Source organism: Streptomyces sp. P9-A2 (assembly GCF_036634175.1).
Taxonomy (GTDB): domain Bacteria; phylum Actinomycetota; class Actinomycetes; order Streptomycetales; family Streptomycetaceae; genus Streptomyces; species Streptomyces pratens.
Genome location: NZ_JAZIFX010000001.1, coordinates 1,202,537 through 1,221,881, shown reverse-complemented (window position 1 = coordinate 1,221,881; position 19,345 = coordinate 1,202,537). Strand labels below are relative to the sequence as shown.

The 19,345-nt window shown below is 71.1% G+C and carries 19 protein-coding genes; 18 read left to right on the top strand and 1 reads right to left on the bottom strand.

Features of this window, described 5'->3' with window-relative positions:
- The first annotated feature begins 1 nt into the window (after position 1).
- The 6 genes from V4Y04_RS05450 to nusB all read left to right on the top strand — a co-directional run bounded on the left by V4Y04_RS05450 (position 2) and on the right by nusB (position 5,327).
- The gene (locus V4Y04_RS05450; RefSeq protein WP_332432716.1) at positions 2-526 is read left to right on the top strand and encodes a shikimate kinase; all 525 of its coding nucleotides are present in this window, start codon (positions 2-4) and stop codon (positions 524-526) included.
- A complete protein-coding gene (gene aroB / locus V4Y04_RS05445) occupies positions 523-1,614 on the top strand; it encodes a 3-dehydroquinate synthase (RefSeq protein WP_332426159.1) in 1,092 nt (363 codons plus the stop codon). Before V4Y04_RS05450 ends, aroB begins: the two co-directional genes overlap by 4 nt.
- Before the next feature lie 258 nt (positions 1,615-1,872).
- Positions 1,873-2,730, top strand: a complete 858-nt coding sequence (locus tag V4Y04_RS05440) for a Pro-rich N-terminal domain-containing protein (protein ID WP_332426158.1) — start codon at positions 1,873-1,875, stop codon at positions 2,728-2,730.
- A gap of 429 nt (positions 2,731-3,159) precedes the next feature.
- Positions 3,160-4,266, top strand: coding sequence for an aminopeptidase P family protein (locus tag V4Y04_RS05435; RefSeq protein WP_332426157.1), 1,107 nt, complete (start codon positions 3,160-3,162; stop codon positions 4,264-4,266).
- Between the two features lie 57 nt (positions 4,267-4,323).
- Positions 4,324-4,890 carry an elongation factor P gene (efp, locus tag V4Y04_RS05430; protein ID WP_055572225.1) on the top strand — a complete coding sequence of 189 codons (567 nt, stop codon included), beginning with the start codon at positions 4,324-4,326 and terminating at the stop codon, positions 4,888-4,890.
- Positions 4,891-4,892: 2 nt separating this feature from the next.
- Positions 4,893-5,327: a transcription antitermination factor NusB gene (gene nusB / locus V4Y04_RS05425; RefSeq protein ID WP_332426156.1), complete on the top strand. Its 435-nt coding sequence runs from the start codon at positions 4,893-4,895 to the stop codon at positions 5,325-5,327.
- Between the two features lie 224 nt (positions 5,328-5,551).
- Here the strand turns inward: nusB and bldD are convergent, their stop codons facing one another.
- Positions 5,552-6,055 (bottom strand): transcriptional regulator BldD, encoded by a 504-nt coding sequence (bldD, locus tag V4Y04_RS05420; protein ID WP_055572227.1) that lies wholly within the window; start codon positions 6,053-6,055, stop codon positions 5,552-5,554.
- A gap of 275 nt (positions 6,056-6,330) precedes the next feature.
- Here bldD and pyrR point away from each other — a divergent pair, with 275 nt between their 5' ends.
- The 12 genes from pyrR (at position 6,331) to coaBC (ending at position 19,250) form a co-directional block, all read left to right on the top strand.
- A complete protein-coding gene (gene pyrR, locus V4Y04_RS05415; RefSeq protein ID WP_332426155.1) occupies positions 6,331-6,888 on the top strand; it encodes a bifunctional pyr operon transcriptional regulator/uracil phosphoribosyltransferase PyrR in 558 nt (185 codons plus the stop codon).
- 108 nt (positions 6,889-6,996) lie between these two features.
- Positions 6,997-7,980, top strand: a complete 984-nt coding sequence (locus V4Y04_RS05410) for an aspartate carbamoyltransferase catalytic subunit (RefSeq protein ID WP_332426154.1) — start codon at positions 6,997-6,999, stop codon at positions 7,978-7,980.
- 4 nt (positions 7,981-7,984) lie between these two features.
- Entirely contained in the window at positions 7,985-9,298 is a 1,314-nt protein-coding gene (locus V4Y04_RS05405; protein ID WP_332426153.1) for a dihydroorotase, read from the top strand.
- Positions 9,295-9,861, top strand: coding sequence for a PH-like domain-containing protein (locus tag V4Y04_RS05400; protein WP_332426152.1), 567 nt, complete (start codon positions 9,295-9,297; stop codon positions 9,859-9,861). The genes V4Y04_RS05405 and V4Y04_RS05400 overlap by 4 nt, the downstream gene beginning before the upstream one ends.
- Positions 9,858-11,000, top strand: coding sequence for a glutamine-hydrolyzing carbamoyl-phosphate synthase small subunit (gene carA / locus V4Y04_RS05395; RefSeq protein ID WP_332426151.1), 1,143 nt, complete (start codon positions 9,858-9,860; stop codon positions 10,998-11,000). Before V4Y04_RS05400 ends, carA begins: the two co-directional genes overlap by 4 nt.
- Entirely contained in the window at positions 10,993-14,301 is a 3,309-nt protein-coding gene (carB, locus tag V4Y04_RS05390; protein WP_332426150.1) for a carbamoyl-phosphate synthase large subunit, read from the top strand. The genes carA and carB overlap by 8 nt, the downstream gene beginning before the upstream one ends.
- A gap of 75 nt (positions 14,302-14,376) precedes the next feature.
- Positions 14,377-15,483: a quinone-dependent dihydroorotate dehydrogenase gene (locus V4Y04_RS05385; RefSeq protein WP_332426149.1), complete on the top strand. Its 1,107-nt coding sequence runs from the start codon at positions 14,377-14,379 to the stop codon at positions 15,481-15,483.
- Positions 15,480-16,325 carry an orotidine-5'-phosphate decarboxylase gene (gene pyrF, locus V4Y04_RS05380; protein ID WP_332426148.1) on the top strand — a complete coding sequence of 282 codons (846 nt, stop codon included), beginning with the start codon at positions 15,480-15,482 and terminating at the stop codon, positions 16,323-16,325. The genes V4Y04_RS05385 and pyrF overlap by 4 nt, the downstream gene beginning before the upstream one ends.
- A 256-nt stretch (positions 16,326-16,581) precedes the next feature.
- Complete coding sequence (locus V4Y04_RS05375; RefSeq protein ID WP_234766072.1) at positions 16,582-16,905, top strand: integration host factor, actinobacterial type; 324 nt, start codon at positions 16,582-16,584, stop codon at positions 16,903-16,905.
- Between the two features lie 37 nt (positions 16,906-16,942).
- Positions 16,943-17,536 (top strand): guanylate kinase, encoded by a 594-nt coding sequence (gene gmk / locus V4Y04_RS05370; protein WP_332426147.1) that lies wholly within the window; start codon positions 16,943-16,945, stop codon positions 17,534-17,536.
- Between the two features lie 73 nt (positions 17,537-17,609).
- The gene (gene rpoZ, locus V4Y04_RS05365) at positions 17,610-17,882 is read left to right on the top strand and encodes a DNA-directed RNA polymerase subunit omega (RefSeq protein WP_055570801.1); all 273 of its coding nucleotides are present in this window, start codon (positions 17,610-17,612) and stop codon (positions 17,880-17,882) included.
- 165 nt (positions 17,883-18,047) lie between these two features.
- Entirely contained in the window at positions 18,048-19,250 is a 1,203-nt protein-coding gene (gene coaBC, locus V4Y04_RS05360; protein WP_332426146.1) for a bifunctional phosphopantothenoylcysteine decarboxylase/phosphopantothenate--cysteine ligase CoaBC, read from the top strand.
- Positions 19,251-19,345 lie beyond the last annotated feature (95 nt).

The window sequence follows — 19,345 nt, the reverse complement described above, 5'->3', positions numbered from 1 at the left end:
GATGGGCGTCGGCAAGTCCACCGTCGGGCAACTGCTGGCCGAGCACCTGGGCGTCGGCTACCGGGACACCGACGACGACATCGTCGCCGGGACGGGCCGCAGCGTCGCCGAGATCTTCGTGGACGAGGGCGAGTCCGCCTTCCGCGCGCTCGAGAAGCAGGCTGTGCGCACCGCGCTCGCCGAACACGAGGGTGTCCTGGCCCTGGGCGGCGGCGCCGTCCTCGACGCCGACACGCGCGCGCTGCTCGCCGGGCAGCGGGTCGTCTACCTGTCGATGGACGTCGAGGAGGCGGCCAGGCGCACCGGCCTCAACGTCGCCCGGCCGCTGCTCGCCGTCAATCCGCGCAAGCAGTGGCGCGAGCTGATGGAGGCCCGGCGCCCTCTGTACGAGGAGGTGGCCACGGTCGTCGTGGCCACGGACGGCCGCACGCCGGAAGAGGTCACCCGCTCCGCCCTGGACGCACTGGAGATGAAGACCGTATCCCCCGGGGACAACCCCCGGACCCCCGGCCGGAGGACGTTGTGACAGACCAGGTGACAAGGATTCAGGTCGGCGGCACCGCGGGCACCGACCCGTACGAGGTCCTGGTGGGCCGGCAGCTCCTGGGCGAGCTCGGCGGGCTGATCGGGACCGCCGCCAAGCGGGTCGCGGTCGTGCACCCCGAGGCCCTGGCCGAGACCGGCGAGGCGCTCCGCGCCGATCTCGCCGAGCAGGGCTACGAGGCCGTCGCCATCCAGGTGCCGAACGCGGAGGAGGCCAAGACCGCCGAGGTCGCCGCCTACTGCTGGAAGGCGCTCGGCCAGTCCGGATTCACCCGTACCGACGTCATCGTCGGCGTGGGCGGCGGCGCCAGCACCGACCTGGCCGGGTTCGTGGCCGCCACCTGGCTGCGCGGGGTGCGCTGGATCGCGGTGCCGACCACGGTGCTGGCCATGGTCGACGCGGCCGTCGGGGGCAAGACCGGCATCAACACCGCCGAGGGCAAGAACCTCGTGGGCGCCTTCCACCCGCCCGTCGGTGTGCTGTGCGACCTCGCCGCCCTGGATTCCCTCCAGACCAACGACTACGTCTCCGGGCTGGCGGAGGTCATCAAGGCCGGCTTCATCGCCGACCCGGTGATCCTCGACCTCATCGAGGCCGATCCGCAGGCCGCCCGCACCCCGGCCGGCCCGCACACCGCCGAGCTCATCGAGCGCTCGATCCGGGTCAAGGCCGACGTCGTCTCCTCCGATCTGAAGGAGGCGGGCCGCCGGGAGATCCTGAACTACGGTCACACGCTCGGCCACGCCATCGAGAAGAACGAGCGCTACAAGTGGCGCCACGGCGCGGCGGTGTCGGTGGGTATGCACTTCGCCGCCGAACTCGGCCGGCTCGCCGGCCGGCTGGACGACGCCACCGCCGACCGGCACCGCGCCGTCCTCGAATCGGTCGGGCTGCCCCTGTACTACCGCCACGACCAGTGGCCCAGGCTGCTGGAGAACATGAGGGTCGACAAGAAGTCCCGCGGCGACCTGCTGCGCTTCATCGTCCTCGACGGCCTCGCCAAGCCCACCGTGCTGGAGGGACCGGACCCGGCGGTGCTGCTCGCCGCGTACGGAGAAGTCGCGAAGTAGCACCCGTGGACCCCGCCCCCGTCGGCAGACCGGTGCCCGGCGGGGCAAGCCACTGCCCCGCCGGGCAATCGGCGCGGCAGGTTGGGCACTCAGGGCCATTTTCGGCCGTTCATCGGACAACGGCAGGGGCGGTACCCGTTCGAACAGCCGCCCCGACGCTCTAGGCTGTCGGAGAGCGCGGGGACCCACCCTGCCATCAGTGCTTGTCGCCTGCGGCGAGTGAACCGAGCCCAGCAGACCGAGACGGAGTGGCACCGGATGCAGCACGCAGTGGGTTCTCCGCTGCCGCCGCCCCACCGACCGGGGCACGGACCGGCCGACGGCTGGTCACCGGCCGCACATCATCCGGGAGGGCACCCCCCGGGAGCGCACCAGGGGCCCGTCCCGGTGCCCGCGCCACCGCCGCCCCCCGGCTACCCCGGACCGGCGCCGCAGCCCATGGGCGTCCCGCGGTCCCCGCATCCGCCACCGGACACCACCGGGCACGTGCCGCTGCCGCCGGGCGGCCCCGTCGCCATGCCCAGTGCCCCGCAGGCCCTCGCGGCGGCCGACCCGGCCGGCACGACCCTCGCGGTCCTGCTCATAGGCCCCGCGGGCGCCGGGAAGACCAGCGTCGCCAAGTACTGGGCGGAGCACCGCCGGGTGCCGACCGCGCACATCAGCCTGGACGACGTACGGGAGTGGGTGCGGTCCGGCTTCGCCGATCCGCAGACCGGGTGGAACGACCACTCGGAGGCGCAGTACCGGCTGGCCCGCCGCACCTGCGGCTTCGCCGCGCGCAATTTCCTCGCCAACGGGATCTCCTGCATCCTCGACGACGCAGTCTTCCCCGACCGTCCGGTCGTCGGCCTCGGTGGCTGGAAACGGCATGTGGGGCCCGGCCTGCTGCCGGTCGTGCTGCTGCCCGGTCTGGACATCGTCCTGGAACGCAACGCCGAGCGGTCCGGCAACCGCCGCCTCGGCGACGAGGAGGTCGCCCGCATCCACGGCCGTATGGCCGGCTGGTACGGCTCGGGCCTCCCGATCATCGACAACTCCCAGCTCGGCGTACCGGAAACGGCCGACGTCCTGGACGACGTCCTCGCCAGGTCCATCGCCAGCCCTCCGTCCTGGTGAGCCACGCGATGCTGCCGGGCCCACCGGCAGCGCCCGCACGCCTGCCGTGGGCAGGCGCGGTGTGTTCCCGCCGGCCGGGCCCGCTGGACCTGCCGGACAGGCTCTGAGGGCCGCTCGGCCAACTCCCTCCGTCTTACCGTGGTGGTGTCTCCGGGCGCCGCCGGTGACGGCCCCATCGGGCGGGTGGCCGGGTCTCCGGCCGTTCCGTAGCGGGCGTCCTCACCCACTTCCGTCCCCATCCCCGCTTCCGTCCCCGTTCCCGCTTCCTTCCCCGTTCCCGCTCCCGCCCGCCGGACACGGCCGCAGCAGCCCGCCCGGGGTCGCCCGGCGCCGGTACCTCGTCGCGCTGTCCCGGGACGCTGCCGGGTGCCGCCGCCCACTCGGACCTCTCGACCGGCGGTTTTCGGCCACCGCTCATAGGCTCGGGACATGTCTGAGGTGTACGCGCTCCGCCGGACGCGGCTGAGGGAATGCTGCAACGCGGGGGGCAGCGCGGCGGCGCTGGTCACCCGGCCCGCCAACGTGCGCTATCTCGCGGGCCCCGCCCCCGAAGGCGCCGTGCTGCTGCTGAGCCAGACCGAGGACTTCCTGGTGTGCGCCGGGCTGCCCGACGACCGTGGTGAGCAGAGCCGGCCCGACGAGGAGCTGCGGGTGCACGTCGTGCCCGGCACCGGCGGTGATCCCGCCGTCGAGGCCGCCGGGCTCGCTGCCGCCGGGGGCGCCGACTCCCTCGCCGTCGAGGAGCACCACCTCACCGTGACCCGGCACCGCGCCCTCCGCTCGGTCGCCCCCGGGCTGCGCCTGGCCGATGTCGGCGGCGCCGTCGAACAGCTCCGGGTGGTCAAGGACGAGGAGGAGATCTCCTGTCTGCGTATCGGTGCGGAGATCGCCGACCAGGCCCTCGGCGAGCTGCTGGAATCCATCCTCGTCGGCCGCACCGAACGGCATCTCGCGCTGGAACTGGAGCGCCGCCTGGTCGACCACGGCGCAGACGGCCCCGCCTTCGCCACCTCCGTCGCCACCGGCCCGAACGCCGGGCGGCCCGGCCACCGGCCCACCGACCGGCGGGTGGAGGAGGGCGACTTCCTCTCCGTCTGTCTCGGCGCCGCCTACCGCGGGTACCGCTGCGAGATCGGCCGTACGTTCGTCATCGGCACCGCTCCCGCGGACTGGCAGATCGAGTTGTACGACCTTGTCTTCACCGCTCAGCGGGCCGGCCGGGAGTCCCTCGTACCCGGTGCCGCCTGCCGTGACGTGGACCGCGCGGCCCGCCAGGTGCTGGACAGCGCGGGGTACGCGGCGGCCCTTCCGGCGCTCACCGGACACGGGGTCGGACTCGAAATCGACGAGGACCCTCAACTGACCCCCGGGACCATGGGTAAACTGGACGCTTGTGTGCCGGTCACCGTCGAACCAGGGGTTCACCTCCCGGGCCGGGGCGGTGTCCGGATCGATGACACGCTCGTCGTGCGCCCCGAGGCGGACGGCGGACCCGAGCTACTCACCATCACGACCAAGGAGCTGCTGGCGCTCTAGCTTCGCGCCGAGTGCCGGCCCCGAGTCGTCTCACGTCAGTCCAGGAGATTCCGCAACGTGGCTTCCACGAACGACCTCAAGAACGGCATGGTGCTCAAGCTCGAAGGCGGCCAGCTCTGGTCCGTCGTCGAGTTCCAGCACGTCAAGCCCGGCAAGGGCCCGGCCTTCGTGCGCACCAAGCTCAAGAACGTGCTCTCCGGCAAGACCGTCGACAAGACCTTCAACGCCGGTGTGAAGGTCGACACCGCCACCGTCGACAAGCGGGACATGCAGTTCTCCTACATGGACGGCGACTACTTCGTCTTCATGGACATGGAGACCTACGACCAGCTGCACATCGACCGCAAGGTCGTCGGCGACGCCGCCCACTTCCTCGTCGAGGGCTTCGAAGCCACCGTCGCGCAGCACGAGGGAGAGGTGCTCTTCGTCGAGCTCTCGGCCGCCGTCGAGCTGACCGTGGCCGAGACCGAGCCGGGCGTCCAGGGCGACCGCTCCACCGGTGGCACCAAGCCGGCCACGCTGGAGACCGGGCACCAGATCCAGGTCCCGCTCTTCATCACCACCGGTGAGAAGATCAAGGTCGACACCCGCACGAGCGACTACCTCGGCCGGGTGAACAGCTAACCGTGGCTGCCCGCAACACGGCCCGCAAGCGCGCCTTCCAGATCCTCTTCGAGGGCGACCAGCGCGGCGCCGACGTCCTGACGGTCCTGGCGGACTGGGTCCGGCACTCCCGGTCCGACACCCGGCAGCCGCCGGTGAGCGAGTACACGATGCAGCTGGTCGAGGGCTACGCGCAGCACGCGTCGCGCATCGACGAGCTGATCTCCCAGTACTCGGTCGGCTGGACCCTGGACCGCATGCCGGTCGTCGACCGCAACATCCTGCGTCTCGGCGCGTACGAGCTGATCTGGGTCGACGAGACCCCGGACGCCGTCGTCCTCGACGAGATGGTGCAGCTGGCGAAGGAGTTCTCCACGGACGAGTCGCCCTCGTTCGTCAACGGCCTCCTCGGCCGGTTCAAGGAGCTCAAGCCCTCGCTCCGCCGCGACGAGGTCTGATCCGGCACCGGCCGGCCGTACAGGCCCGGACCGGCACGGACACGCCGGAGGGCCCGCAGCACGACTGGCTGCGGGCCCTCCGGCGTGTCCGGGGCTCCCCCCGGCCGCCCCCTGACCTGTTCCTCGGCCCGCGGAACGAACGCGGAACGAACACCGCCGGGGTGGCCCGACCTCTGCAGGTCGGGCCACCCCGGCGGTACGTTTCTGCTCGGGCGGTGGTGCGGTCAGCCCTCGTCGTGCGAGGCGACCGCGCGACGCGCGTCCGGATCCAGTACGCCCCAGCTGATCAGCTGCTCGGTGAGGACCGAGGGCGACTGGTCGTAGATCACGGCGAGCGTGCGCAGGTCGTCCTGGCGGATCGAGAGCACCTTGCCGTTGTAGTCGCCGCGCTGGGACTGGATCGTCGCCGCGTACCGCTGCAACGGACCGGCCTTCTCCGGCGGCACCGTGGCCAGCCGCTCCAGGTCGAGGACAAGCTTCGGCGGCGGCTCGGCGGCGCCACCCGGGGTGGTACCGGGAAGCAGTTCCTGCACCGGAACGCCGTAGAAGTCCGCCAGTTCGGCAAGACGCTGCACGGTCACTGCGCGGTCGCCGCGCTCGTACGAACCGACCACGACCGCCTTCCAGCGGCCCTGGGACTTCTCCTCGACACCGTGGAGGGAAAGGCCCTGCTGGGTGCGGATCGCGCGGAGCTTGGCCCCGAGTTGTTTGGCGTATTCGCTGGACATATAGCTCCCGGGCACTGTGTCGACGCGACCGGCATGATTTCCGGGCCGCGCGGCTGGTAACTCACTGTGAGGTTACGCAGAGTTACTCTCGCCCGTCAAGCCGAACGGTCCACACCGACTCTTCCGGAGCCGGCGCGGACCGTTGCGCCGATGGAGTGGCCGGCGGTGGCGGGAGGGGGAATCGGGGGTGTCGCTCCCCACCTGGTAGCGTGGCCGCCGTAATCCCGACGTCCTTTAAGGTCCGTCCCGTGAGGCGGAGAAGGAGGTCCGTTCACATGGACACGCACTCCGACGCGCGGCCCGTTCTCGAAGGCCCCGACATCGCGCGGGTACTGACCCGCATCGCCCACGAGATCGTCGAGCGCGCCAAGGGCGCCGACGACGTGGTGCTCCTCGGCATCCCGACCCGGGGCGTCTTCCTCGCCCAGCGGCTCGCCGCCAAGCTCGAGCAGGTCACCGAGCGCAAGGTCCCGGTCGGCTCGCTCGACATCACCATGTACCGCGACGACCTGCGCATGCACCCGCCGCGCACGCTGGCCCGCACCGAGATCCCCGGCGACGGCATCGACGGCCGGCTGGTCGTCCTCGTCGACGACGTGCTCTTCTCCGGGCGTACCATCCGTGCCGCCCTCGACGCGCTGAACGACATCGGGCGCCCGCGCGCGGTGCAGCTCGCCGTCCTCGTCGACCGCGGCCACCGCGAACTGCCCATCCGCGCCGACTACGTCGGCAAGAACCTCCCCACGTCGTTGCGGGAGACGGTCAAGGTCCTGCTCGCCGAGGAGGACGGTCGCGACACCGTGCTGCTCGGCGCCAAGCAGCCCTCCCCGTAGCGATCCGGGCGCGCGGCACCCACGCGCGCCGGTCCGGTGCGCCGTCACGCCCCGCGCTGCCCGGATTCTCCCGTTCTTCCGAATGAACTGTCTTACGGAGCCTGAAAGATGCAGCGTCATCTCATCTCGGCCGCCGACCTCACCCGCGACGACGCCGTCCTGATCCTCGACACCGCCGAGGAGATGGCCCGGGTCGCCGACCGGCCGATCAAGAAACTGCCGACCCTGCGCGGCCGGACCGTCGTCAACCTCTTCTTCGAGGACTCCACCCGGACCCGGATCTCCTTCGAGGCCGCCGAGAAGCGGCTGTCCGCGGACGTCATCAACTTCACCGCCAAGGGGTCCAGCGTCTCCAAGGGCGAGTCGCTCAAGGACACCGCCCAGACCCTGGAGGCCATGGGCGTCGACGCCGTCGTCATCCGGCACGGTGCCTCCGGAGCCCCGTACCGGCTGGCCACCTCCGGCTGGATCGACGCGCACGTCATCAACGCCGGCGACGGCACCCACCAGCACCCCACCCAGGCCCTGCTCGACGCCTTCACCATGCGGCGCCGGCTCGTCGGCCGGGACACCGGGATCGGCCAGGACCTCGCCGGCCGGCGCATCACGCTGGTCGGCGACGTCCTGCACAGCAGGGTCGCCCGCTCCAACGTCGACCTGCTGCACACCCTGGGCGCCGAGGTCACCCTCGTCGCCCCGCCGACGCTGCTGCCGGTCGGCGTCGAGGCCTGGCCCTGCGAGGTCTCCTACGACCTCGACCGCACCCTGCCCAAGTCCGACGCCGTGATGATGCTGCGCGTGCAGCGCGAGCGGATGAAGGCCGCGTTCTTCCCGACCGAGCGCGAGTACTCACGGCGCTACGGCCTCGACGGCGAGCGCATGCGACGGATGCCCGAACACGCGATCGTGATGCACCCCGGCCCCATGGTCCGGGGCATGGAGATCACCGCCGAGGTGGCCGACTCCGAGCGCTGCACCGTCGTCGAACAGGTCACCAACGGGGTCTCCATCCGGATGGCCGTCCTGTACCTGCTGCTCGGGGGCAACGAACCCGCCCTCACCCACGCCGTCCGCACCACGGAGGAGAAGTAACACGATGAGCAAGACCCTGATCCGCGGTGCGAAGGTGCTCGGCGGCGACCCGCAGGACGTGCTGATCGACGGCGGGACCGTCGTGGCCGTCGGCACCGGGCTGAGCGCCGAGGACGCCGGTCGTACCGGAGACGCGCAGGAGGTGACCGTCGTCGAGGCGGACGGCAAGGTGCTGCTGCCCGGCCTGGTCGACCTGCACACCCATCTGCGCGAGCCCGGCCGCGAGGACTCCGAGACCGTGCTGACCGGCACCCGCGCGGCGGCGAGCGGCGGCTACACCGCCGTGTTCGCCATGGCCAACACCTTCCCCGTCGCCGACACCGCCGGCGTCGTCGAGCAGGTCTGGCGGCTCGGCAAGGAACACGGCTACTGCGACGTACGGCCCGTGGGCGCCGTCACCGTCGGCCTGGAGGGCAGCACGCTCGCCGAACTGGGCGCCATGCACGAGTCCGCGGCCGGCGTCACCGTCTTCTCCGACGACGGCAAGTGCGTCCACGACGCCGTGATCATGCGGCGCGCCCTGGAGTACGTGAAGGCCTTCGACGGCGTCGTCGCCCAGCACGCGCAGGAGCCCCGGCTGACCGAGGGCGCCCAGATGAACGAGGGCGTCGTCTCCGCCGAGCTGGGCCTGGGCGGCTGGCCGGCCGTCGCCGAGGAGTCGATCATCGCCCGGGACGTGCTGCTCGCCGAGCACGTCGGCTCCCGCGTCCACATCTGCCACCTGTCGACCGCGGGCAGCGTCGAGATCGTCCGCTGGGCCAAGTCCCGCGGCATCGACGTCACCGCCGAGGTCACCCCGCACCACCTCCTGCTCACCGACGAGCTGGTCCGGTCGTACAACCCGGTCTACAAGGTCAACCCGCCGCTGCGCACCGAGCGGGACGTCATGGCACTGCGCGAGGCGCTCGCCGACGGCACCATCGACATCGTCGCCACCGACCACGCCCCGCACCCGCACGAGGACAAGGACTGCGAGTGGGCCGCCGCGGCCATGGGAATGGTCGGCCTGGAGACCGCGCTGTCCGTGGTCCAGGAGACCATGGTGGACACGGGCCTGCTGGACTGGGCCGGCGTCGCCGACCGGATGTCCTTCACACCCGCGCGCATCGGACGGGCCGAAGGCCACGGCCGCCCCGTCTCGGCGGGTGAACCGGCCAACCTCACACTCGTCGACACGGCATACCGTGGTTCCGTGGACCCCGCGGGCTTCGCCTCGCGCAGCCGCAACACCCCGTACGAGGGCCGCGCGCTGCCGGGCCGTGTCACGCACACCTGGCTCCGGGGCACGGCCACGCTCATCGACGGGAAGCTCACGTGACACCTGTAATCCTGCTGGCCGCCGAGAAGAGATCGGCGGAAGTGACCGACTGGGCCGCCCGGATCGGCTGGGTCGTCGGACTCGCCCTCTTCGTCGCGCTCGTCTACTGGCTGATGCGCGAGGGCTGGAAGTGGCGCGGCACCCTCCAGGGCGACCTGCCCGAGCTGCCCACTGTGCCGGAATCGCCGGGTGCGGCGAAACTGACGATGAGCGGCCGCTACCACGGCTCCACTACCGCCGGGCAGTGGCTGGACCGCATCGTGGCGCACGGCCTGGGTACCCGCAGCCGGGCCGAGCTCACCCTGACGGACGCGGGACTGGACGTCGTACGCCCCGGCGCGAGCGATTTCTTCGTCCCCGTCGCCGCGCTGCGCGGGGCCCGGCTCGACAAGGGCATCGCCGGCAAGGTCCTCACCGAGGGCGGTCTGCTCGTTGTGACCTGGGCGCACGGCGACAAGCTGATCGACTCCGGCTTCCGCTCGGACCACGCGGCCGAGCACACCGCATGGGTCGAGAACCTGAACAACATGATCAACAAGACGGAAACGGAAGGCGCACGATGACGACCTCCACCAAGGGAGCCGCCAGGACTCCCGCCGTACTCGTCCTCGAGGACGGCCGGATCTTCCGCGGCCGTGCCTACGGGGCAGTGGGGGAGACCTTCGGCGAAGCCGTGTTCTCCACCGGCATGACCGGCTACCAGGAGACCCTCACCGACCCGTCCTACCACCGCCAGGTCGTGGTCATGACCGCTCCGCACGTCGGCAACACCGGCGTCAACGACGACGACCCCGAGTCCCGGCGGATCTGGGTCGCCGGCTACGTCGTGCGCGACCCCGCGCGCGTGCCGTCCAACTGGCGCTCCCGCCGCGCCCTGGACGAGGAACTCGCCGCCCAGGGCATCGTCGGCATCAGCGGCATCGACACCCGCGCGCTCACCCGCCACCTGCGCGAGCGGGGCGCCATGCGCGTCGGCATCTTCAGTGGTGGCACCGCGGCGGACGACGCCACCCTGCTGGCCCGCGTCCGGGAAGTCCCCCCGATGAAGGGCGCCGACCTCGCGGCCGAGGTCGCCACCAGCGAGCCCTACGTCGTCCCGGCGGTCGGCGAGAAGAGGTTCACGGTCGCCGCCGTCGACCTCGGCATCAAGGGCATGACCGCGCAGCGCATGGCCCAGCGCGGCATCGAGGTGCACGTCCTGCCCGCCGCCGCCACCGTGGACGACGTCTACGCCGTGGAGCCCGACGGAGTGTTCTTCTCCAACGGACCCGGCGACCCCGCCACCGCCGACCACCCCGTCTCCGTGATGCGGGCCGTCCTGGAGCGCGGCACCCCGCTGTTCGGCATCTGCTTCGGCAACCAGATCCTCGGCCGCGCCCTCGGCTTCGGCACCTACAAGCTCAAGTACGGCCACCGCGGCATCAACCAGCCGGTCCAGGACCGTACGACCGGCAAGGTCGAGATCACCACGCACAACCACGGCTTCGCCGTCGACGCCCCCCTCGACCAGGTCTCCGACACCCCGTTCGGCCGCGCCGAGGTGTCCCACGTCTGCCTCAACGACAACGTGGTGGAAGGGCTCCGGCTGCTCGACAAGCCGGCCTTCAGTGTCCAGTACCACCCGGAAGCGGCGGCGGGCCCGCACGACGCCGCCTACCTGTTCGACCGCTTCGTTTCTCTGATGGAGGGCCAGCGTGCCTAAGCGCACCGATATCCAGTCCGTCCTGGTCATCGGCTCCGGCCCGATCGTCATCGGCCAGGCCGCCGAGTTCGACTACTCCGGCACCCAGGCGTGCCGGGTCCTGAGGGCCGAGGGCCTTCGAGTGATCCTGGTCAACTCCAACCCGGCGACGATCATGACCGACCCGGAGATCGCCGACGCCACCTACGTCGAGCCCATCACCCCCGAGTTCGTCGAGAAGATCATCGCCAAGGAGCGGCCGGACGTCCTGCTGCCCACCCTGGGCGGCCAGACGGCCCTCAACACCGCGATCTCGATGCACGAGAACGGCGTCCTGGAGAAGTACGGCGTCGAGCTGATCGGCGCCAACGTGGAGGCCATCAACAAGGGCGAGGACCGCGAACTGTTCAAGGGCGTCGTGGAGGAGGTCCGCCGCAAGACCGGGCACGGCGAGTCCGCCCGCTCGGTCATCTGCCACACCATGGACGAGGTCGTGGCCGGCGTCGACGAGCTCGGCGGCTACCCGGTCGTGGTCCGGCCCTCCTTCACCATGGGCGGCGCCGGCTCCGGCTTCGCCCACGACGAGGACGAACTGCGCCGCATCGCCGGACAGGGCCTCACCCTCTCGCCGACCACCGAGGTGCTCCTCGAGGAGTCCATCCTCGGCTGGAAGGAGTACGAGCTGGAACTGATGCGCGACAAGCACGACAACGTGGTCGTCGTCTGCTCCATCGAGAACTTCGACCCCATGGGCGTGCACACCGGCGACTCCATCACCGTCGCGCCCGCGATGACGCTGACCGACCGCGAGTACCAGACCCTGCGCGACATCGGCATCGCCGTCATCCGCGAGGTCGGGGTCGACACCGGCGGCTGCAACATCCAGTTCGCGGTGAACCCCGAGGACGGGCGCATCATCGTCATCGAGATGAACCCGCGCGTGTCACGGTCCTCGGCGCTGGCCTCCAAGGCGACCGGTTTCCCGATCGCCAAGATCGCCGCCAAGCTCGCCGTCGGCTACACCCTCGACGAGATCCCCAACGACATCACGCGGGTGACTCCGGCCTCCTTCGAGCCGACCCTGGACTACGTGGTCGTCAAGGCCCCGCGGTTCGCCTTCGAGAAGTTCCCGAGCGCCGACTCCACCCTCACCACCACCATGAAGTCGGTCGGCGAGGCCATGGCCATCGGCCGCAACTTCACCGAGGCGTTCCAGAAGGCGCTGCGCTCGCTGGAGAAGAAGGGCAGCCACTTCACCTTCGTCGGCGAGCCCGGCGACAAGGCCGAACTCCTGCGCGAGGCCGTCCGCCCGACCGACGGCCGCATCAACTCCGTCATGCAGGCCATCCGCGCGGGCGCCACGCCCGAAGAGGTCTTCGAGCACACCAAGATCGACCCCTGGTTCGTCGACCAGCTCTTCCTCATCAAGGAGATCGCCGACGAGCTGTCCGAGGCGCCCGAGCTGACCGCCGGCCTGCTCGCCGAAGCCAAGCGGCACGGCTTCTCCGACCAGCAGGTCGCCGAGATCCGCGGCCTGCGCGAGGACGTCGTCCGCGAGGTCCGGCACGCCCTCGGCATCCGCCCGGTCTACAAGACGGTCGACACCTGCGCCGCCGAGTTCGCCGCGAACACGCCGTACTTCTACTCCTCCTACGACGAGGAGACCGAGGTCGCCCCGCGTGAGAAGCCCGCGGTGATCATCCTGGGCTCCGGCCCGAACCGCATCGGCCAGGGCATCGAGTTCGACTACTCCTGCGTCCACGCCTCCTTCGCACTGAGCGACGCCGGGTACGAGACCGTGATGGTCAACTGCAACCCGGAGACCGTCTCCACCGACTACGACACCTCCGACCGGCTGTACTTCGAGCCGCTCACCCTGGAGGACGTCCTGGAGATCGTCCACGCCGAGCAGCAGGCCGGCCCGGTCGCGGGCGTGATCGTCCAGCTCGGCGGCCAGACCCCGCTGGGCCTCTCCCAGGCACTCAAGGACAACGGAGTACCGGTCGTCGGCACGCCTCCCGAGGCCATCCACGCGGCCGAGGACCGGGGCGCCTTCGGCCGGGTCCTCGCGGAGGCCGGCCTGCCGGCCCCCAAGCACGGCACCGCCACCACCTTCACCGAGGCCAGGGCCATCGCCGACGAGATCGGCTACCCGGTCCTCGTCCGCCCGTCCTACGTGCTCGGCGGCCGCGGCATGGAGATCGTCTACGACGAGACCCGCCTCGAGTCCTACATCGCCGAATCGACCGAGATCAGCCCCTCCCGGCCGGTGCTGGTCGACCGGTTCCTCGACGACGCCATCGAGATCGACGTCGACGCGCTCTACGACGGCGAGGAGCTCTACCTCGGCGGCGTCATGGAGCACATCGAGGAGGCCGGCATCCACTCCGGCGACTCGGCGTGCGCCCTGCCCCCGATCACCCTGGGCGGCCACGACATCAAGCGGCTGCGCGCCTCCACGGAGGCCATCGCGCGCGGCGTCGGGGTGCGCGGCCTGATCAACATCCAGTTCGCGCTGTCCGGCGACGTCCTCTACGTCCTGGAGGCCAACCCGCGCGCCTCGCGCACCGTCCCCTTCACCTCGAAGGCGACGGCGGTGCCGCTGGCCAAGGCGGCCGCCCGGATCTCGCTCGGCGCGACCGTCGCCGGGCTCCGCGCGGAGGGCCTGCTCCCGGCCCGGGGCGACGGCGGCGACCTCCCGCTCGACGCGCCGATCTCCGTCAAGGAGGCAGTGCTGCCGTGGTCGCGCTTCCGTGACATCCACGGCCGCGGCGTCGACACGGTCCTCGGCCCGGAGATGCGCTCCACCGGTGAGGTCATGGGCATCGACTCCGCGTTCGGCACCGCGTACGCCAAGTCGCAGGCGGGCGCCTACGGCCCGCTGCCCACCAAGGGCCGCGCCTTCATCTCGGTCGCCAACCGCGACAAGCGCTCGATGATCTTCCCCGCGCGCGAGCTCGTCGCCCACGGCTTCGACCTGCTCGCCACCTCCGGCACCGCCGAGGTCCTCAAGCGCAACGGCATCAACGCCACCGTCGTGCGCAAGCAGTCCGAGGGCACCGGCCCGAACGGCGAGAAGACCATCGTCCAGCTGATCCACGACGGCGAGGTCGACCTCATCGTCAACACGCCGTACGGCACCGGCGGCCGCCTCGACGGCTACGACATCCGTACGGCCGCCGTGGCACGGTCCGTGCCGTGCCTGACGACGGTCCAGGCGCTCGCCGCCGCGGTCCAGGGCATCGACGCCCTCAACCGCGGCGAGGTCGGCGTCCGCTCACTCCAGGAACACGCGCAGCACCTGACAGCGGCCCGCGACTGACGGCCCGGAGGGGGACACCGGAAACGGTGTCCCCCTCTTCACGAGGCCCTTCAGGCCCTTCACGAGGACACAGGCATGTACAAGTACTTCTTCCATCTGGTGTTCCGGCGGATGGATCCGGAGCGGGCCCATCACCTCGCCTTCCGCTGGATCCGACTCGTCGCGCGCGTCCCCGGTCTGCGCACCTTCGTCGCCGCCGCGCTCGCGCCCCGCCACAGGGAACTGCGCACCGAGGCCCTCGGCCTGCGTCTGCACAGCCCCTTCGGGCTCGCCGCCGGCTTCGACAAGAACGCCGTCGGCGTCGACGGCATGGCGATGCTCGGCTTCGACCACGTCGAGATCGGCACGGTGACCGGCGAGCCGCAGCCCGGCAACCCGAAGAAGCGGCTGTTCCGGCTGGTGGCGGACCGCGCGCTGATCAACCGCATGGGCTTCAACAACGAGGGCTCGCTGGCCGTCGCCGCCCGCCTGGCCTCCCGCACGCCCGTCTTCAGGACGGTCGTCGGCGTCAACATCGGCAAGACCAAGGCCGTACCCGAGGACGAGGCCGTCGGCGACTACGTGAAGTCCGCCGAGCGGCTGGCGCCGTACGCCGACTACCTGGTGGTCAACGTCTCCTCGCCGAACACCCCCGGCCTGCGCGACCTCCAGGCCGTCGGCCATCTGCGCCCGCTGCTCACCGCCGTCCGCGAGGCCGCCGACCGCGCCGTCCCCGCCCGCCGGGTGCCGCTGCTGGTGAAGATCGCCCCGGACCTCGCCGACGAGGACATCGACGCGGTCGCCGACCTGGCGGTGGAGCTCGGTCTGGACGGGATCATCGCCACGAACACCACCATCGCGCGCGCGGGGCTCGGTCTGCGCTCCGGCCCCGCCGCCGTCCAGGAGACCGGCGGCCTGTCCGGCGCGCCCCTGAAGGCACGCTCCCTCCAGGTGCTGAGCCGCCTGTACGCGCGCGTGGGCGACCGGATCACCCTGGTCGGCGTCGGGGGCATCGAGAACGCCGAGGACGCCTGGCAGCGCATCCTGGCCGGCGCCACCCTGGTCCAGGGCTACAGCGCGTTCGTCTACGAGGGCCCCTTCTGGGCCCGCACCCTCCACAAGGGGCTCGCCGCGCGTCTGCGCACCAGCCCGTACGCCACGCTCACCGACGCGGTGGGCGCCGACGTGAGGACAACGGCATGAGTGGACCGGAACCCTTCGGCGCGCGTCTGCGCCGGGCCATGGACGCGCGCGGCCCGCTGTGCGTCGGCATCGACCCGCACCCCGCCCTGCTCGCCGAGTGGGGCCTGAACGACGACGTGGCCGGCCTGGAGCGGTTCAGCCGCACGGTCGTCGAGGCGGTCGCGGACCGGGTCGCCGTGCTCAAGCCGCAGAGCGCGTTCTTCGAGCGCTTCGGCTCGCGCGGCATCGCGGTGCTGGAGACGTCGGTCGCCCAGGCACGGGCGGCCGGGGCGCTGGTCGTCATGGACGCCAAACGCGGCGACATCGGCTCCACCATGGCCGCCTACGCCGAGTCCTTCCTGCACCCGGACTCCCCGCTGTTCTCGGACGCGCTGACCGTCTCCCCGTACCTCGGCTACGGCTCGCTGGGCCCGGCGGTGAAGCTGGCCCGCGAGAGCGGCACGGGACTGTTCGTCCTGGCACTGACCTCCAACCCGGAGGGCGGCGAGGTGCAGCACGCGGTACGGGCCGACGGGCGCAGCGTGGGCGCGACCATGCTCGGGCACCTGGCCGCCGAGAACGCGGGGGAGACGCCCCTGGGGTCCTTCGGAGCGGTCGTCGGCGCGACGCTCGGCGACCTGTCGTCGTACGATCTGGACATCAACGGTCCGCTGCTCGCGCCCGGCATCGGAGCCCAGGGAGCCACGGCGGCGGACCTCCCGGCGGTCTTCGGCCCGGCGATGCGCAACGTCGTGCCGAACGTCAGCCGGGGAGTGTTGCTTCACGGTGCCGACACGGTCGCGCTGCGTGACGCCGCGGAGCGATTCGCGGAGGAGATCAGGGCGGCCGTGGCGGCGGTGTGAGCCTTTGACGAGGGAAGAAGGAGCGCGCCGGGAGCGTGTACGACAAAAAAACTCGGTCGCTATGCCCTTAAATGTCCGCCATCATCAATCCTGACCTGGAGTTTTCCGCTGTTCTCGCTGACTCAGGCGGAGATGGCCGCTAGTCTCCGACGGAGAGTGAACGGGCAAGCGTGTTGCTCGTGGCTCCCCTGGTGTGGGGCGACTAGGTTCCTCACCGGTCCGTATCCGACAGTTCGACATCCGAGGTGACGCAGGCGTGGCTCTTCCGCCCCTTACCCCTGAACAGCGCGCAGCCGCGCTCGAAAAGGCCGCCGCGGCTCGCCGGGAGCGGGCCGAGGTCAAGAATCGACTCAAGCACTCCGGCGCATCCCTGCAGGAGGTCATCAAGCAGGGTCAGGAGAACGACGTCATCGGCAAGATGAAGGTCTCCGCCCTGCTCGAGTCCCTGCCGGGCGTGGGCAAGGTCCGCGCCAAGCAGATCATGGAGCGACTGGGTATCTCCGAGAGCCGCCGTGTGCGTGGTCTCGGCTCGAACCAGATCGCCTCCCTGGAGCGTGAGTTCGGCAGTACCGGCTCCTGAGTCCCGGGCACACCGGGATTGCTGGAATAATCGCCGTATGGCTGCAACACCCCGGGGGACAACCCCCGTACCCCCGGACGTACGTCCGCGGCTGACCGTGCTCTCCGGCCCCTCGGGGGTCGGCAAGAGCACGGTCGTCGCGCATATGCGCAAGGCGCACCCCGAGGTCTGGCTCTCGGTCTCGGCGACGACCCGCAAGCCGCGCCCCGGTGAGCGGGACGGAGTCCACTATTTCTTCGTCACCGACGACGAGATGGACAAGCTGATCGCCAACGGTGAACTGCTCGAGTGGGCCGAGTTCGCCGGCAACCGCTACGGCACACCGCGTGCGGCGGTGCTCGAGCACCTGGAGTCGGGCCTGCCCGTCCTCCTGGAGATCGACCTCCAGGGTGCCCGTCAGGTCCGCGAGTCCATGGCCGAGGCCCAGCTGGTCTTCCTGGCCCCTCCCTCCTGGGAGGAACTGGTGCGCCGGCTCACCGGGCGGGGCACCGAGTCGCCCGAGGTGGTCGAACGCCGGCTGGAGGCCGCGAAGATCGAGTTGGCGGCCGAGCCGGAGTTCGATACGACCCTGGTCAACACCTCCGTCGAGTCCGTGGCCCGCGAGCTGCTAGCCTTGATGAATGTCGTGTGACCGTCAGCGTTTCCTCAACGGTCATTCAGCGGTCATGCAGACCGATTCTTTCCCATCCATCGGAAGGTAGAGCGTGTCCTCTTCCATCTCCACGCCCGAGGGCATCATCAACCCGCCGATCGACGAGCTTCTCGAGGCCACGGACTCGAAGTACAGCCTCGTGATCTACGCGGCCAAGCGGGCTCGCCAGATCAACGCGTACTACTCGCAGCTCGGCGAGGGTCTCCTCGAATACGTCGGTCCCCTCGTCGACACCCACGTCCACGAGAAGCCGCTCTCGATCGCCCTGCGCGAGATCAACGCGGGACTGCTGACCTCCGAGGCCATCGAAGGCCCCGTTCAGTAAGTCGCAGTTCGGTAAGCAGCACGGTGCCGAAAGTCATATCAGTGACTCTCGGTCGAGTTTTCCACAGGCCCGGCAGCACGTCTGCCGGGCCTGTGGTGTGGTGGGGGTGCGGGGCCGTCCCCGGCGCGCACCGGGCCGATATTCCGGGAAGAGAACGGGAGAGACGTGGACAAGCCGAAGGTCGTTCTGGGCGTCAGCGGCGGCATCGCCGCGTACAAGGCCTGTGAGCTGCTCAGGCGGCTGACGGAGTCGGGGCACGACGTCCACGTCGTCCCCACCGCCTCCGCGCTGCACTTCGTCGGCGCCGCCACCTGGTCGGCGCTCTCCGGCCACCCGGTCTCGACCGAGGTGTGGGACGACGTCCACGAGGTACCGCACGTCCGCATCGGGCAGCACGCCGACCTGGTCGTGGTCGCCCCGGCCACCGCGGACATGCTGGCGAAGGCGGCGCACGGGCTGGCCGACGACCTCCTCACCAACACCCTGCTCACCGCCCGCTGCCCCGTGGTCTTCGCCCCCGCCATGCACACCGAGATGTGGGAGCACCCGGCCACGCAGGAAAACGTGGCGACCCTGCGCCGGCGCGGTGCCGTCGTCGTCGAACCGGCGGTGGGCCGGCTCACCGGCGTCGACACCGGCAAGGGCCGGCTGCCCGACCCGGGCGAGATCTTCGAGGTCTGCCGCCGGGTACTGGCCCGGGGCGTCACCGAGCCCGACCTGCGGGGCCGGCACGTCGTGGTCAGCGCCGGCGGCACCCGGGAGCCCCTCGACCCCGTCCGCTTCCTCGGCAACCGCTCCTCCGGCAAACAGGGCTACGCCCTCGCCCGGACCGCCGCCGCGCGGGGCGCACGGGTCACCCTGATCGCCGCCAACGCCGCGCTGCCCGACCCGGCGGGGGTGGACGTCGTCCCCGTCGGGACCGCCGTGCAACTGCGCGAGGAAGTGCTCCGGGCCGCCGCCGACGCCGACGCGGTGGTCATGGCCGCCGCGGTCGCCGACTTCCGCCCCGCGGCGTACGCGGCCGGGAAGATCAAGAAGCAGGACGGCCGGGAACCCGAGCCCGTCGCCCTGGTGCGCAACCCGGACGTCCTCGCCGAGATCTCCGCCGACCGGGCCCGCCCCGGACAGGTGGTCGTCGGTTTCGCCGCGGAGACGGACGACGTGCTCGCCAACGGACGCGCCAAGCTGAAGCGCAAGGGCTGCGATCTGCTCGTGGTCAACGAGGTCGGCGAGCGCAGGACGTTCGGCTCCGAGGAGAACGAGGCCGTGGTGCTGGGCGCCGACGGCAGCGAGACGCCCGTGGCGCACGGTCCCAAGGAAGCCCTGGCGGATGCCGTCTGGGACCTGGTGGCCGCACGCCTGGGCTGAAAGATTCGCGGCGGGGTCCGGGTCCGCAAGGACCACTGAACCTCGCCGTCGGGGCGTGGCGCCTCTGGCCAACACGCCCTGGCATGGGCAGAATG

Excerpts from the sequence above, each read along its gene's own strand:
- pyrR (WP_332426155.1), top strand. The coding sequence starts at position 6,331 with ATGGACACGCACTCCGACGCGCGGCCCGTTCTCGAAGGCCCCGACATC.
- V4Y04_RS05440 (WP_332426158.1), top strand. The coding sequence starts at position 1,873 with ATGCAGCACGCAGTGGGTTCTCCGCTGCCGCCGCCCCACCGACCGGGG.
- V4Y04_RS05435 (WP_332426157.1), top strand. The coding sequence starts at position 3,160 with ATGTCTGAGGTGTACGCGCTCCGCCGGACGCGGCTGAGGGAATGCTGC.
- gmk (WP_332426147.1), top strand. The coding sequence starts at position 16,943 with ATGGCTGCAACACCCCGGGGGACAACCCCCGTACCCCCGGACGTACGT.
- V4Y04_RS05450 (WP_332432716.1), top strand. The coding sequence starts at position 2 with ATGGGCGTCGGCAAGTCCACCGTCGGGCAACTGCTGGCCGAGCACCTG.
- V4Y04_RS05405 (WP_332426153.1), top strand. The coding sequence starts at position 7,985 with ATGAGCAAGACCCTGATCCGCGGTGCGAAGGTGCTCGGCGGCGACCCG.
- V4Y04_RS05385 (WP_332426149.1), top strand. The coding sequence starts at position 14,377 with ATGTACAAGTACTTCTTCCATCTGGTGTTCCGGCGGATGGATCCGGAG.
- bldD (WP_055572227.1), bottom strand. The coding sequence starts at position 6,055 with ATGTCCAGCGAATACGCCAAACAACTCGGGGCCAAGCTCCGCGCGATC.
- V4Y04_RS05410 (WP_332426154.1), top strand. The coding sequence starts at position 6,997 with ATGCAGCGTCATCTCATCTCGGCCGCCGACCTCACCCGCGACGACGCC.
- pyrF (WP_332426148.1), top strand. The coding sequence starts at position 15,480 with ATGAGTGGACCGGAACCCTTCGGCGCGCGTCTGCGCCGGGCCATGGAC.
- carA (WP_332426151.1), top strand. The coding sequence starts at position 9,858 with ATGACGACCTCCACCAAGGGAGCCGCCAGGACTCCCGCCGTACTCGTC.